General features: G+C 39.1%; 4 protein-coding genes and 2 pseudogenes. 4 read left to right on the top strand and 2 right to left on the bottom strand.

Annotated features, from left to right (window positions below):
* Positions 1-28: 28 nt before the first annotated feature.
* Together ASF86_RS05740 and ASF86_RS05735 are read right to left on the bottom strand one after the other, a co-directional pair.
* A complete protein-coding gene (locus tag ASF86_RS05740; protein WP_056480362.1) occupies positions 29-469 on the bottom strand; it encodes a winged helix-turn-helix transcriptional regulator in 441 nt (146 codons plus the stop codon).
* Between the two features lie 106 nt (positions 470-575).
* Positions 576-935: a winged helix-turn-helix transcriptional regulator gene (locus ASF86_RS05735; RefSeq protein ID WP_017390878.1), complete on the bottom strand. Its 360-nt coding sequence runs from the start codon at positions 933-935 to the stop codon at positions 576-578.
* A gap of 127 nt (positions 936-1,062) precedes the next feature.
* On the opposite strand from ASF86_RS05735, the gene ASF86_RS05730 reads away from it, so the two are divergent.
* The 4 genes and pseudogenes from ASF86_RS05730 to ASF86_RS05720 form a co-directional block, all read left to right on the top strand.
* Positions 1,063-1,920, top strand: a complete 858-nt coding sequence (locus ASF86_RS05730; RefSeq protein WP_056480360.1) for an SDR family oxidoreductase — start codon at positions 1,063-1,065, stop codon at positions 1,918-1,920.
* A gap of 193 nt (positions 1,921-2,113) precedes the next feature.
* Positions 2,114-2,296, top strand: a pseudogene (locus tag ASF86_RS20020) (TetR family transcriptional regulator); the annotation flags it as partial.
* 184 nt (positions 2,297-2,480) lie between these two features.
* On the top strand, positions 2,481-4,238 hold the full coding sequence (locus ASF86_RS05725; protein WP_056480357.1) for a ShlB/FhaC/HecB family hemolysin secretion/activation protein: 1,758 nt from the start codon (positions 2,481-2,483) through the stop codon (positions 4,236-4,238).
* A 63-nt stretch (positions 4,239-4,301) separates the two neighbouring features.
* A pseudogene (locus ASF86_RS05720) lies at positions 4,302-16,877 on the top strand (hemagglutinin repeat-containing protein); the annotation flags it as partial.
* Positions 16,878-16,890: the final 13 nt, after the last annotated feature.

Genomic DNA, 16,890 nt, shown 5'->3' with positions numbered 1-16,890 from the left:
TCTAACTGAGTGCTTTTTTATATTTATATTATTCGCTTTTCAGGCGAATAGGGCGAGTGCCAATTTCAGCTCCGGTCATTTGGTCTAACACAATAGGTTTGATTTCAGTACCTTGTTCTGCATCAAGGAAAGTCACCATTTTTTCAGGCTGTTCATAAGGTTTGTATTTTCGACCCCATGCGCCAATCACAAATAGAACAGGTAAGAAGTCTTTGCCTGCTTGAGTTAATACATACTCTTCACGCGGTGGGTGTTCAGAATATTGTCTTTTTTCAAGTAAGCCTTCATCTACCAACACAGACAAACGTTTTGTTAGCATTGTAGGTGCAATACCTAAACTTTTACGAAACTGATCAAAACGAGTGAAACCCGCATGAGCATCTCGTAAAATCAACATGCTCCACGCATCACCGAGCACAGAAAGACTTCTGGCGATTGGGCAGACTTCTAGATCGATATTTTTACTCATATAACATTAATCAACTTAATGGTGACTACTAAAATAATAGTAACACAAAGTAGCGAATTAAGCGAGTTTGAATGCTTAATATACAATAATAACTCTATGTCCCGAGTCAATTTTGAACTATGTCTGCACTAGGCTGACTTTCTAATAACTTGGATAAATTATTTTCAAGCCAAGTAGTTAAATCAAAAAGTCGTTCGGAAGCCTCGCGTCCAAAGTCTGTTAATTGATAATCTACGCGAGGCGGTATTTCTGCATAATCCTGACGTACGATAAAACCATCGTGCTCAAGCGTTTTTAAGGTTTGTGCCAACATCTTTTCACTAATGCCATCAATTAGTTTCTTTAACTCATTAAAACGCAGACGTTGATCTCGAAGTGCAACTAAAATCAACACACTCCAACGGCTCGTGAGTGTTAATAAAATTTTTCGAGAGGGGCAATCTGCTGCAAAAACGTATCCTTTCATCACTCACCACCTTAATTACAAAAGTTTACATTTGTTTTTAAACTTACTTTTAGGTAAGTACTTACTTTTAGTAAGTTAAGGTACTACGATGATTGAAAGATATCAACTACATCAGATGGAGATCATCATGCGTATTGCAGTTACTGGTGCATCAGGTCAACTCGGCCAATTGGTTATTTCTCAATTACTCGAACGGACTGACGCAAAAAATATTGTCGCATTAGTTCGCAATCCAGAAAAAGCTTCAGATTTAAGCTCAAAAGGGATCGAAGTGCGTGCTTTTGATTATGGTCATGACGCAGATAAACTTTCGGTTCAATTGGCTGGTATTGATAAGCTTTTATTAATCTCATCGAGTGAAGTTGGTCAACGTACAGTACAACACCAAAATGTAATTAATGCGGCAAAACTTACGCAGGTAAAATTTATTGTTTACACGAGTTTATTAAACGCAGATACATCACCACTTCTATTAGCACAAGAACATGTTGAAACTGAACAATATTTAAAAAAATCGGATATCCCATATACGCTATTACGTAATAACTGGTACAACGAAAATTATGCAATGGGACTTGCACAAGCAGTTGAGCATGGCAAAATTTTGGGGGCAACGCATCACGGAAAAATTGCTTCTGCTTCTCGCTTAGATTATGCGACTGCTGCCGCTGTGGTATTAACGCAAGACGGACATGAAAATAAAGTTTATGAACTAGCAGGTGATACGAGTTATACCCTTGATGATGTAGCAAAATGGGCAAGTGAAATTAGCAAAAAAGAAGTAATTTACCAAGACCTACCAGAAGAGGAATATAAAGCACTCTTGGTACAGTTGGGTATACCAGAAGGGTTTGCTGGCATTTTGGCAGATTCAGATGAAGGTGTATCTAAAGGCGGCTTGTATAGTGATAGCAAAGATCTACACCAGTTAATTGGTCGTGCCACTACCAGTATGCAAGAGACGATTAAAGAATTTTTATCTTAAGTCGACGCTATAGCCCTTATCTAAAAACAAAAAGGCTTAAGTCTTCTGATTTAGGCCTTTTGTATATTTTTTAATAAATAAGTCTCCTCATTAATGTGTGAAGTAAGCTGACCTGACCAGATTGTTTTTCTGCTGTATAGCTTAACTTTAGTTGAATTGCAGAGGCTGCTTCTTCTACCATTTCTACTTCTGTTTGATCAATGAAATCTATAATTTACTTTTAACGACTAACGTGAATTCTTTAAAGCAAGATGCCCATATGTTTTTGTTTGTGATTGATGGTGCCATGGTTCAGCTTTTAGACCCCAACAAACCAGATGAACGGAAGAGGTTGCTTGAGTATTTTTGGTGGGAGTTGGGTGAGGGAAGATTTTGATTGAAGTTCCGTACCATCCGTACCAATAAGTGGGATTTAATATGTAGTACGGTTTTAGAAAAATTAAACTATTAATTAAAAAAAGCTTTTTACAGACAGACAAATCTGTATAAAAAGTGCTTCCACTTTGTTAAGGTTTTGTTAAAATACAATTAAATTGATATGAATCACGGTTTGATTTTATATGTTGAACTATAACAAATTTAATAAAAGTATCTTATTTATCTGTTTATCGGCAATGGGGAGCTTCAGTTATGCTGCAGATCCTGATGAACCGATTCGACAGCGAATTCAGGCTGATCAATCTAGTCGTCAACAACAACGCGATACTGCACTAGAAAAACAAATTCAGCCCAATGTGAATGTCAATCTGGGGCAAGAACAAAATAAAATTTCAGCTCAGCAATTACAATATTTACGCTCTAATAGTGAAACACCTTGTTTTGAAATTAAAAAAATACTTTTAGAAGGTGATTTAGCTCATCAATTCATTTCTAGTTTTAATGTGATTACGACTGGTAAGAACAATATTATTGGACGTTGCTTGGGTGTAAATGGTCTCAATCAGGCACTTGATCTCGTTCAAAATAAAATTATTGCCGATGGTTATGTCACAACACGAGTTTTGCTTCCTCAGCAAAATATCGCATCTGGCACAGTACGCGTTCGTGTTATTCCTGGTCGAGTTGATCAGATTAAGTTTGCTGAGGGTACTTCTAAACGTGCACATTTATGGAATGCTTTACCGATGAAATCGGGTGAGCTTTTAAATATCCGTGATATGGAACAAGGTTTAGAAAACTTTAAAAGAGTACCTACGGTTGAGGCTGATTTTAAAATTCAACCAGCAGAACAAAAAAGTGAGCCGGGCTATAGTGATGTGATTCTTGCATGGCAACAGGCTAAACCTTATCGCTTACATGTGGGAATTGATGATTCAGGTTCTGATGCTACTGGAAAATACCAAGGTACAGCGACTTTGTCACTTGACCATGTGTTGACTTTAAATGATTTGTTTTATGTTAGTTATAACCATGATTTAGGTGGTAGCGGTTCTGGTAAGCATGGTACAGATGGCTTTTATGCAAGTTATACCATTCCATTTGATTATTGGTTATTTTCAACCAGTTATAGCCGTTCTAACTATTTACAAACAGTCGCTGGAAGCAGTGAGACCTATCAATACAGCGGTAAAAGCGAACTCATTAGTGCAGATTTGTCCCGAATTATTTATCGCGATGCACATCGTAAAACCGCTGTAGGTTTTGGTGGTTGGTATCGTGAATCACAAAACTATATTAATGATGTCGAAGTAGAAGTACAACGCCGAAAAACAGCGGGCTGGAAAGCAAGCCTTGATCATACCGAATATTTTTCTAATGCAACATTAAGCGGTAATGTGACTTATAAACGTGGTACAGGCTGGCTTAATGCAATGAGAGCACCAGAAGAAGATTTTGGTGAAGCTTATACACATGTCGGGATTTTACAGGCCAATGCCAGTCTACAAATTCCTTTTAAAGTAGGGCAACAGAACCTGCAATATCTTGCAGAATGGCGTACCCAACACAGCAATAAGCCTTTAACACCCCAAGACCGATTCTCGATTGGAAACCGTTATACCGTAAGAGGCTTTGACGGTGAGCAAACGTTGTTGGCCGATAATGGCTTTTTAGTTCGCAATGAACTGAGTGGCTCAATCATGAATAAACCATATTCATGGTATGCAGGTATTGATTACGGCGAAGTAGGTGGAAAAACCGCGCATTATCCAAACCCTTTACCGGGTACTAGTTTGTTAGGTGCAGTTGTTGGATTGCGTGGGCAAATTGCCCCCCTACATTTGAATTATGACGTTTTTGTCGGAGCACCGTTGAAAAAGCCAGATCACTTTGAAACGGATGATTACACGACTGGATTTAGCGTGAACTGGACCTATTAATTTAAGTTTAAAGGTCTAGAAAGCAATCAACTGTATTAAAAAAAGATTTAGTGAGATTTTAAAATGAATAAGAACCGTTATCGTATTATTTTTAGTCATGCTCGCGGTATGTTTATTGCTGTTGCCGAGATTGTAAAAAGTAAAACTAAGCAAGCAGGGCAAAGTCAGGGAACAATGGAAACAGGTTCGGTGACGTCTTCTGTTCCACCTATTCATTATAAGAAATTAAATCCACTTAACTTTGCAGTTATTGGTTGTTTAGGGGCATTGGTAATCAGCTTGCCAATGAGTAGTGTTGCTGGAACTCAAATCATTGCAGACAAAGGTGCTCCGACATCACAGCAGCCAACTATTTTAAATAGTGCCAATGGAACAACTCAGGTCAATATTCAGACACCAAGTGCGGGTGGTGTTTCGCGGAATACCTATACGCAGTTTGATGTTGGGCAAGAAGGTGCAATTTTAAATAACTCGCGTAATAATACTCAAACCCAATTGGGTGGTTGGGTACAAGGTAACCCATGGCTTGCAAAAGGTGAAGCCAAAGTTATTTTGAATGAGGTAAATAGCAGTAACCCAAGTCAGCTTAAAGGTTATATCGAAGTTGCCGGAAAACAGGCTCAAGTCGTAATTGCAAACCCTTCAGGTCTAATTTGTGATGGCTGTGGTGTGATTAACGCAGACCGTTTTACTTTAACCACTGGTCAAGCGGTAATGAATCAAGGTTATCTTGAATCGTTTCGTGTTCGTGAAGGTCAGGTCACGATTGAAGGTAAAGGTTTAAATGGGAGCTTAACACCTTATACAGATATTTATGCGCGTGCCTTAAAAGTCAACGCCGGGCTATATGCCAACGAACTCAACACGGTACTTGGGCAAAATGATATTCAAGTCAAAGACCAAGTTATTCCTCAAATTACCGCAACTACAGGGGCTACAACATCGCTTCAGCCGAACTTTGCCTTAGATGTGGGCCAGCTTGGTGGAATGTATGCTGGTAAAATCTTTTTGGTGGGAACAGAGCAAGGGTTAGGTGTTCGTAATGCTGGCTCGATTAACAGTACTCAAAGCACCCTTACCTTGAATGCAAAAGGTGATCTGGTCAATAGTGGTAATTTGATTGCAAATAAAGATCAGGTGCAACTTAAAGCTCAAAACATTCAGAATACAGGTAATATCAGTAGCGCAACTTCACAAATTTCAGTTGAGAGTCAAAATCTAAATAACTCTGGTCTAATTAGTAGTGCTGATGAGTTACATCTTCAAAATCAGAATACTATTACCAATAGTGGTACGTTAAATGCTGCCCGAATAGCGATTAACTCTACAAAATTAAAAAATAGCGGTTCTATCGAACAGACTGGTTTGGAAGGGCTTGATTTAAAATCAGGCTCAATGACAAATCTTGGCGGTAAAATTGGAATTGCTAAGAGTAATACTGGTGGCGGTACGGGGGGATCTACAGGTGGAAGTATTCCGACGGTCCCAACAGATCCATCTAAAGATGGTGGAAGTTTAGGTGTTGTAACTCCAGTAGATACAACTCCAAAAACTTACGATACTGGTTTTATCCATGTGGCAGATGTACTAAATAATGATCAAGGTGCAATTGTTGCCAATGGTGGTGTAGATTTAGACAGCCAAAATGGTTTAGATAACCAAGGCGGCCAACTTAATTTAGGTGCTATCAATATTAAAGGAAATAGCTTTAATAATAACCAAGGTCAGCTTACTGTTAAAAGTGCCAATATCCAAACTGCAAGTTTTACTAACCAACAAGGCCAGCTTGCTTCTAATAGCAGTCTCAATATTCAAAGTCAGTCTGCCAACAATAAAGGCGGAAAAATCCAGTCGATTGGACAGCTTGATTTAGCTGTAACTGGTGAGTTGAATAATGTTGATGGACAAATTGCAAGTGGAGCAACTGTCAATGTTGCTGCAAGTGATTTGAAGAACCAGTCAGGTGTTGTGTATTCAGAAAACCAAGCTGTAAATATTAAAGCAAACAAAGCAATTGATAATACTGAGGGACTCATTCAGGCTAAAACCAATTTAAATCTGAATAGCCAATCTCTTAATAATACTGCTGGACAAATTGTTGCAGATCAAATTAATCAGAAACATGTGACGGTTAATAACAATCAGGGATCTATCGCAGCTCAGCAAAATTTAAACAGTATTGCTCAGCAGTTTGATAATACTCAAGGTCAGATTCAAGCTAAATCAATAAAGTTACAGCATGATCAACTTAAAAACACTGGTAGTGTTTATGCAGATCAAGATTTAACGATTACAGGACAAAATACTCAGAATGCTGGTATTTTGGCGGCTGGAAAAAATGTCCAGATTATCAGTTCAACTTTAGAACATAGTGTAGGTGGATTGATTGCAGCGGGCCTAGATCGTGAAGGCAAATTAGCTAATGCTGGTGATGTTTCGATTAGCTCTAATCAAATCGGTTTACATGGACAAACCTTAGCTGGCGGTAATTTAAAAGTACAAGCGCAAAGCAATATTGATGCGGCGAAAGGACAATTGCAGGCACAAAATATTGAGCTAAGCAGTGTAACTGGCAACATTTCTACACAGGCTGGAAGCGTAGTAGCCAAAGATCAACTCAACCTGGTTAGCCAGAACCTCATTAATAATCAACAAGGACAATTGAGTGCTCAAAATATAGTGCTGAACGCCAAACAACTTGATAACGGTCAAGGTAAAATTCAGCATATTGGGAACAATGAATTTACCTTAAATTTTGTAAATGGCTTAAATAACAAAGCAGGTGAAATTAGCAGTAATGCATCTTCAATTAGCCTGAACACGTCTGCTCTAAATAATGAAGCAGGTAAATTAATCCATGCTGGTACACAGCAATTCAATATAAACGCAAGTCAATTACAGGGCAGCCAAGGTCAGATTTTAACGAATGGGCAATTGCTTGTTGATGCTGGACAAGTTGTATTAGATGGTGCAACTACTTCGGCGAATCAGATCAATATCTCTGCGGATAGTTTGAGTCATCAAAAAGGTCAAATGGTTCAGCGCGGAACATTAAAACCGCTCACCTTAGCGATTAAAGATCAAATTAATAACCAATTAGGTTTTATTCAGAGCCAATCGGGTTTACAACTAAAAACGACTACTCTTAATAATCAGGGTGGTCAGTTAAGTTCTGCTCTTAGTTATGATGTACAACTTGATGTGATAGGCCTACTCAATAATAGTCAATCAGGCAAAATTTACGCAGGTCAGAATGGTATTATTCAAGCTGGTTCTATTAATAATAGTTTAAGTGGACTCATTTCTGCACAAAATGCATTAACTCTGACCAGCTTGGGAATAATCAATAACCAGTCTGGTAAAATTGTAGCGAATCAAGATGTCAGCATTACTTCTAATGGCCTAGACAATAGCAGTGGTCAAGTTGGAAGCAGCCAAGGCATCGTAGCGATTAATGCAGGATCTGGTGTAGTTAATAATACTTCTGGAACTCTACAAGCTGAAAAAGATTTAACTGTAAGTGCTGACCAGATTAATAACAAATCTGGTCTCATGAATAGCCAAAGCTCACTTACTTTAAGTAGTCGTAAAGATGTTAATAATACATCTGGACAAATCATTGCTAAACAAGATGTGACTACACACAGTCAAGGTTTGACCAATAATTCAGGACAGATTGGTAGTGTTCAAGGTGATGTCTCATTAGATGCTGGTTTAGGCGATTTGAGTAATCAAGCAGGCAAGATACTTGCCGCTCAAGATCTGACTTTAAGCGCTCAAAATTTAGATAATCAGACTGGTCTTATCTCTGCTCAAAAACATTTGGCCTTAAAAGTTCAGAAATTAAATAACCTTAAAGGGCAAATTCAAAGTGGCGATGCGATAGACATTACGGGGCAAAGTCTGAATAACCAAGGAGGTTCAATTGAGACAAATGCTGATCTTACTTTAAATATCGATGGTGCATTAGATAACAGTCAGTCAGGTAAACTGACGGGCAACACTACAAAAATTACAGCAGGCTCGATAAATAACAGTAATAAAGGCCAAATTAATGCAACAGATACCTTAACTGTTTTATCGCAACAAGCGATTAATAACCAAGCTGGGGTAATGGCCGCTAATCAGAACGTTTCTATCCAAAGTCAGGGCTTGGATAATACGGGTGGACAAATTGGTAGTGTTGAGGGTTCATTAACCCTTGATGCAAAAAAAGAAAAATTATTAAATACTTCGGGCTCACTTCAAGCAGGAACAAGTCTGAAAATCACAAGTGGTGGTTTGAATAATGATTCAGGCACTATTCTTGCGCTCAGCGATAATACAATTACAAGCACGGGTGACATCAGCAATAAAGCCGGAAAAATTGCATCGAATGCTCACACTACAATTACAAGTCAGAATTTAACTAATCAAGCTGGAACGATTCAGTCAGGTAGTGGTTCAGCTTTAGATCTGGTGATTAATGGGGCATTAGATAATAGTCAAGCAGGCCAGTTACTAAGTGGTGCTGGTTTGAACCTACAAGTAAATTCTTTAGATAACAGTCAGCAAGGACAAATTAGTGCACAAGATGCACTAAATATCATTAGTGCTGGGCTTATCAATAACCAAGCAGGTACTTTGGTTGCAAACCAAAATGTAGCTTTGAGCAGTAAAGGTTTAAATAATAATCACGGGCAGATTGGTAGTATTCAAGGCGGATTAGCTATTGATAGTGGGGATCAAGCTCTCACCAACCAGTCTGGCGTATTACAGGCAAAAACTGATTTAACAGCAAAAGCCTTATCTGTAGATAATACAGCTGGACACTTTGGTGCTCAGGGTAAAATTAATTTAAACAGCCAACAAACTATTAATAATACCCAAGGTTCAATTGTTGCTGATCAAAACCTCAATATCTATAGTCAAGGTTTGATTAACAATCAAGGGAAGCTGGCAACTCAGGGTAATTTAACTGTTCAAGCAGGTACGCAAGCATTACAAAACCAAGGTGGTATTATTCAATCTGGACAAGATATGTCCGTGATAGCTGCATCCATTGATAACTCATTATCAGGACAGATCAATGCACAAGGTGGTGCTACTTTACAAAGCACAGGCCTCTTGAATAATGAAACAGGTGTTTTAGCGGCTGGACAAGATCTTATGCTTAACAGCAATGGTTTAAATAACACCAAAGGTAAAATTGGAAGTGTGAATGGTGCATTAAATATTAATGCAGGTTCTTCTCTTTTAAATAATCAATCCGGATCATTACAGTCGACTGGCGTAATTGATCTTAAAGCGGGTGGTGTAAATAACCAATTAGGCAAAATTACATCGTTAAAAGCGATAAATATAGATAGTCAACAACAGGCATTCACTAATCAACAAGGTACGATCAGCTCAGATCAGGTTTCGATTTTATCTGGTCTATTTAATAATGATCAGGGTCTTGTGCAGGCAAAAACATCACTTGTGCTTGATACCAATGGGCAGAATCTGTTGAATACCAATAGCGGTACACAAGGGGGATTACTTAGCCAAGGTAATCTCACTTTAAAAAATCTTAGTGCTCTCGATAATACGCAAGGTTACATTGCAAGTGGGCAAAATTTAGATTTAAGTGCGAATCAGGTTATTAATAACAAAGGAACATTGCTTGCAACCCAAAACCTGAAATTACAAGGGACAGGTCAAAACCAACTGCTAAATAACCAATCTGGTCAGATTTTGTCGATGGGTGATATGCAGCTGACCATTGAGCAGATCAATAACCAAGGTAAATTGGTTGCGACAGATCCAGATAGCCATATCATGGCGGCTGGGCAGCTAGACCTTGTAGCTCAGCAGTTAGATAACCAAAATACATTAACTATTACTGACAGCACATCGGTTCAAGGTATTGATGCGGGAAATCTAAACTTGAGCACCCAGACTTTGAATAACAAGTCTGGTGCAATTCGTAGTAACCAAAATGCTGTACTTAATGTTAACGGACAGTTGAATAACCAATCTGGTGAAATCAGCGCCGTTAAACAGCTTAATTTACAAGGTGATCAGCTTGTTATTAATAACCAAAAAGGCAAGTTGCTATCAGGCGAAAATTTAAATATTACTGCTCAATCTCTTAGCGGTGATGGTCAGATTGCAAGTTTGGGTGATGCAAATATTACGCTAAAAGAAAGCTTCAAGCAGACTCAAGAAGGTCAATTACAGGCCAATAAAAATCTTAGTTTAAGTACTGCTTCGGATATTATCAACGATGGAAAAATCAATGCAGGCAATATTTTAAAACTAAATGCAGCCAATATAACCAACAATAACAATGCTCAGATTGAAAGTCACGATACCCAAATTGAAGCACAAGATCAGATTAATAACACTGGGCTGATCAATGGTGATTACACCACACTAAAAGCAAATACTATAAATAACAAAGGTACAGGTCGTATTTATGGTACAGATCTTGCCATTAGCGCTAACACTTTAAATAACTTGCCAGATGCTCAAGGTAAGGCTCCTGTTATTGCTTCACGAGGTGATATGAACCTCGGTGTGGGGGTGTTAAATAATCTGGCGAATACGCAAGATTATTCGAGTCAGGCGCTTATATTCAGTGCTGCAAATTTATATTTAGGCGGCGCTTTAGATGAGAACCGTAAAGCGACTGGTCAAGCCAGTGTAGTTAACAATGAAAGCGCGACCATTGAATCTTTAGGCAATATGCGTTTATCTGCCGCACAGATTAATAATATTAATAAGCATTTCATAACCGATGATAATGTTGAAGTATCACGTATAGATGGCCTAGAAAAATTCTGTAATGCTTGGTGTACCTTTGACGGTCAGTATGATGATGGCAACTGGTTTGAAGACTGGATGAAATACACCTACAGTGAAATTACCTATGAAACTAAAATGATTGAGTCTGCTCCTGGGCAAATTAAAGCTGGCGGTAATTTGGATTTAAGCGGTGCACAGGTATTTAATGATAAGAGCCAAATTTTAGCTGGAGGCGAGCTTATAAATTTGGGAGGCACCATTGTTTCAGTTAATGGTATAAACGGGACCAGAAAGGTTGTAGATCAGGGAACAGTATTTAAACATTGGGAACATGAGGGTGATTGGGAAGGGCCTTTTGAAGTTTCAACTGAAACAACAATTGATGTGCCGGTAGGCCAGGTCGCTGATCATTATCAACTGAATCAAACGAATCAAGATATTACGGCTGTTTCTAAGAGTGCTAGTGGCCCAATCGCTAATGCACAGACAAAAACAACTCAGGTCAATAATTTAACGGCTACAGGTAATACAACTGTTGTTGAGCAAGCGGGTACCGCACAAAATAACGACTTACAAGCAGCAGGTCAGACTTCGGTAAAAACAGATATTCAAACTTCAGGGCTAAACCAGAACTCGGCTAATGCTCAACTGAAAGACAATAGTACTCAAATCTCTGTTCTGGACCAATTACAAGGTCAAAAAGCTTCTCAAGTTTCAGGGGCATTGACTTCGGATCAGGCCACTGCGCCAGATCAAGCTGGTACGGGGGAGCAACTCGAAATTCGTACTATTAATAACAACAATATTAAAGTTGCGAATAATGCCTTGTATAGAACAGGAGCAGATAGTAAAGCGGGCTATATCATTGAGACTGACCCGAACTTTACCAATTACAACCAATGGTTGTCTTCAGACTATATGCTGAATGCTTTAGGACTTGACCCTGCATTACAACAAAAACGTCTAGGTGACGGTTTTTATGAACAGCGTATGGTGCAAGACCAGATAGCTAATTTAACTGGCTATCGTTTCTTGGAAGGTTATGCTTCCGATGAGGAACAATATAAAGCCTTAATGAATAACGGGGTGACTTTTGCCAAACAATATGGTTTACGTCCGGGTATTGCTTTAAGTGCTGCACAAATTGCGCAATTGACCAGTGATATTGTCTGGTTAGTTGAAAAAGACGTGACTCTACAAGATGGAACGAAAACAAAAGCGCTTGTCCCACAAGTTTATGTAAAAGCTCGTGTAGGAGACTTAAAAGGAGACGGTTCTTTACTTACGGGTAATAGTGTTAACTTTAAGTTAAACGGCGACTTATTGAATGGTTCAACCATTGCTGGACGAGAAGCTGTTCAGATTACTGCCAATAATATTAATAACCTGATGGGCCGTATTCAGGGCAATACCGTTGATATCACTACGAAAAAAGACCTCAATAATATTGGTGGTCAAATCAGTGCCAAAGATGCAATGGCTGTTAAAGTCGGTGGTAATCTTAAAATTGAGACTACGACAAGAACATCGACAACTCAGGTAGGTGGTTTTGGTTCAAGTACAACAGGAGTGGATCGTGTTGCTGGGCTTTATGTAGGTAATGGTAATAAGATTCAGCCAAATAAAGCAACTCTGGTTGTCGATGTTGCTGGAAATACCGTTCTTAAAGCTGCTGAACTCAATAACAGCAATGGCGCAGCGGTGATCAATACGGTAGGTAATGTTGACATTGGCACAGTACAAACGGGTTATAAACTTACAACTTACCGTGATGCACAAAATCATGCGACTAGCCAGAAAACTCAAGATGTCGGTAGTCAGGTTACGAGTGCTGGTTCGCTCATTGTTCAAGGGCAAAATATTAATGGTAAAGCAATCCAGCTTTCCAGTCAGGCTGGTAATATTGAATTACTCGCACAAAAAGATATTCAGCTGGATAACGGCCTAAGTCAAAGTTCTGTAGACAGTAAGGCTGAGTGGAAAGGATCATTTGGAGGTAAAAAATCTTCTACCTATAATGCTCATGAAACAGTTTCACAGGCAAATCAGCTCAATGCTGGTCAGAATATTATTATCAATAGCCAGCAAGGCAACATTACCGCCACTCATGTACAGGCTAATGCTGGAAATAATATTCAGATTCATGCAGAGCAAGGTCATGTCAATCTGCTTTCAGCAGTTGATGAGAAGAGCTCAAGTGCGACTTCTTCGAAAAAGAATGCAGCTACTTATAATAATCGTCAGTCTGGTTATATCGATCAAGAAGTTGCCCAAACGACTTTAAAAGCAGGCAATACTGTTGATATTAATGCTGCTAAGAATATTGAGCTACAAGCCAATGATGTACAAGCTGGGCAAAGTATTTATGTCGGTAATACGCTGATGCAACGTCAGGCAGATGGAACATTGAAAGCAGCTGATGGTTCAGTTATGCCTGAAAATGTGACTTTATCTACCTTAGAAACTCATGACCAACAGTGGGATGAGCAACAAAAAGGATACCGAGGTATTGCTAAAGAGTTGGTGAAAAGCCTTGCTATCGGTATGCCAGGTTTGGAAGCTGCTGCCCCAGGTTTAAATTTGCAGAAAAAACTGACAGTGGGTGAATCAAATAGTCAAAGAACAGAACAGATTCGTCAAACAGGTACGAGTCTAAATGCAGCAAATATTGCTGTTGGTTCATCTGGGCAAACGACATTAACTAGCGCAGATCTGATAGCGAAAAATGTTGCATTATCAGGTCAGAAAGTGACGTTAAATGCTGCGGAAGAACAAAATATTGATAGCCGTAGCCATAGTACTGAAACTATTGAAGGTCTAGGTGCTAAGCTGAATAAAGATAGTATTCGTTTAGGCGGTTTTGTTTCTGAAAAAGATAAAAATACTTTAACGGTGACTGAAACGACTCGTAAGGCGGGTAGCATTAATACAGATAACTTGAGTATTAATGGTGCTAACGGCGTCGATATTCTAGGACAGAATATCAAGGCAACAGGCGATACCACGATAGACCATGGTCGAGGAGAGCTCAATATTGGGGGCTATGAAAATAAAACCACCACAGAAGAAAAAACAAAAAATGAAAAAACGAGTGTAGAGGTTGGTGTACGTAATGCCTATTTAGATGCTGCCCTTGCTGTGGTTGCGGTGAAAGATGCAGCTTCGGCTTTGAAAGACGCCAAAGATGCTTATAGTCAGGCACAGCGTGATTATGCAGCAGGTAAACTCACCAAAGAAGCATTAGATGACAGCAAAGCGAATGTTGCGATGGCTACAGCAAACTTAGCCAGCGCGCAAATTGCAGTGGGTGCTTCAGCCGCCGCGGCAGCTGCCAGTTCCGCGACTTATGGTTTTACCATTGGTGCGAATGGTGAACGCATAGAAACCACAACCAATAGCAACCAGACTCAAGGGCACTGGCAAGGAAGTAATTTAGAGCTGAATAATCTGACGCTGAAATCTGAAGGCCAAAATGCAAATATTCAAGGCAGTCGTTTAACAGCTACGGGCATAACAACCTTCAATGGAACTAAAGACTTAAATGTAACAGCAGGTACAGAACATAGTTCCCAAGAGAGCAGTAGTAAAACCAATAGCCAGAGTGTGAGCTATACCTATGGTGGTGGTGGAAGTGCTTCAATTGGCAAACAAACCAGCAAATCACAAAGTGAAAGCCTAACTCATTTGAACAGTGAGGTTGCATTAAACCGTACAGAAGGTCAGTTGAATAAACTCAATATTCAGGGTGGTGAAGTTTCCATTGCTGATCGGGGAAACTTACAGGTCAATCAAATCCATGTAGAAAGTTTACAAGATACGGCGAAAAGTAGTAACAGTAGTAAAGGCGGCAGTATTGGCGGTGGTGTAGGTTCGACTGGTAAGGCGAGTAATATCAGTGCCAGTTATAACCAAAGCAAGGGCAGTAGCGACAGCGCGTGGGTCAATAATACCAGTAAATTATTGATTGGTAATGCCCAAAATACAGCTGATCTGAATGCGATGGGAGTTAAACAGGTTACGAATATTGGTGGTGTGATTGCCAATGCGACCAAGAATGCCGATGGTACATTGACCGATCATAAGGGGCTGAATTATAGCGGTGCGCTTGAGTTGAAAGATATTCAAGACCATAACTATAACAGTAGCCGTGGACTAAATGTCTCTACGACGATTGGTAAGACTACTCAAGAAAAAGATGGTCAAAAATCTAAATATCCGAATGGTAGTACCACGCTTGGATTACAAAGCAGTGGGCAGGAAACTGAGCAGCTGACTAAAGCGACGATGGGGCAAGGTACAGTTAAAAACACAACTGAACTGACCAATCGTGATGTTAATAGCACTCAAGAGATTACCCGTGACCAAACTACAGGAATGTTAAATGGTAGTGTCACGGTTGATCATCGTTTACTGAGTGAAAGTGGACGGGCCGAAATTGTTCAGCAGCAGAAAGATTTGCCAGAGAATTTCCGTCAAAGTGCTGAAAACGTTATTAAAGCATTGCCTGAGAGTGAATATAAAAAGCAAGTTTTACAGACATTAAATAATGTTCAGGCAAAACTCTATACAATGCCAACGCAATATAAAGATTCTGGTACCTTAGGCAGTGAGGTCGTTTTAGGACTGATCAAACAAGGTGTAGAACCACAAACAATTAATAAGTTGTTTGATGAAAAATCGGCAGGGATGATTACAGTTTTAGAAAACTTAAATGATCTCAATAGCAAAATAGATAACCTAAAACAGCAAGGTTTAACTATTAATGACATATTAGGTGCTGATAAGAATCAGTCATCGACGGTGAGTGATGAAATTACCTTTAAGGACTATAAGGTCGGGATTGAAAATAAATCAACGATTGGAGCAAGTTTATTACAAGAGATTAATTTCATCGGTAATAGCATTAAAGAGATTAGTAAGGATACAGGCGTTGATCTTGAGACTGTCCAGTTAGCGGTTGGATTAATGGTTTCAGGCCCTGTACGACTGGTTGTTGATTCAGCAAAATCTTTAGGAGTGGATACGCTAGTAGGACCTTACAAAGAAAAAGGTATAGATGTATTGGCAAATGCCTTTACTGCATCGGCGCATTTGACGAGTACAGATGTTGTAGAGAAATTAACGAACCCACAATATGAGAGTGAAGTCCCTGAAGCTGAACGAGATACTTATGAGTCCTTATCAAATGAATTAAGTAATAGTAAGCAGGGAGCAGAGTATTTAATTAATGCAGCCGCAGGGATTGTAGTCGGTGGGATAGGCGGTACTGCAAAAACGACTAAGATTGATGGTAAGGATGTTGAGGTTAGTACAGCTGGAATTGGATCAAGAGGTGAGTTAACTAAACCATATGACCCAGTACAAACTCGTAAGGACCTAGAAGCGGTACATGGTGCTGAGAATATAAAGTCAACGACAGTTGTTAATGATCCATATCAAAGAGTAAGTTCTAATCCTGATAAAGGAATTGAGGTTATATATGATACTTATGGAAATAAAGCTGTAAGAGTTGAATATAAAGATCCTCGTACTGGAGAAACTAGATTTGCAAATGCAGCCTATGATGATAGAACACTTCCAATTTTTGATGATTACGCAAAATATACAACTAAGATTCAGAAACCTGATGGGTATGAAAGTCTGTCAAATGCTCAAAGAAGGAGAGAAGAAATGAAGCTGGCAACTAATGATCTAAAACAACAAATACAAACTGGCAAAATAAGTAAAGAGGATTTTACTCCGCAACAATTAGCTGCTATTAATGCTGGTTCTGATACGATTCCTGGTTATACTTGGCATCATAATGCTCAGTCCAAACCAAATAACTTTCAATTGTTACCAAGAGAGATACATGATGCTGTTAAACACATTGGTGAAGCAAGTT

It is taken from the genome of Acinetobacter sp. Leaf130, from assembly GCF_001423205.1.
Classification (GTDB): domain Bacteria; phylum Pseudomonadota; class Gammaproteobacteria; order Pseudomonadales; family Moraxellaceae; genus Acinetobacter; species Acinetobacter calcoaceticus.
Note: the sequence above shows the minus strand (reverse complement) of the source record. Positions and strands in the feature narration are given on the sequence as shown.

Excerpts from the sequence above, each read along its gene's own strand:
- ASF86_RS05740 (WP_056480362.1), bottom strand. The coding sequence starts at position 469 with ATGAGTAAAAATATCGATCTAGAAGTCTGCCCAATCGCCAGAAGTCTT.
- ASF86_RS05735 (WP_017390878.1), bottom strand. The coding sequence starts at position 935 with ATGAAAGGATACGTTTTTGCAGCAGATTGCCCCTCTCGAAAAATTTTA.
- ASF86_RS05730 (WP_056480360.1), top strand. The coding sequence starts at position 1,063 with ATGCGTATTGCAGTTACTGGTGCATCAGGTCAACTCGGCCAATTGGTT.
- ASF86_RS05725 (WP_056480357.1), top strand. The coding sequence starts at position 2,481 with ATGTTGAACTATAACAAATTTAATAAAAGTATCTTATTTATCTGTTTA.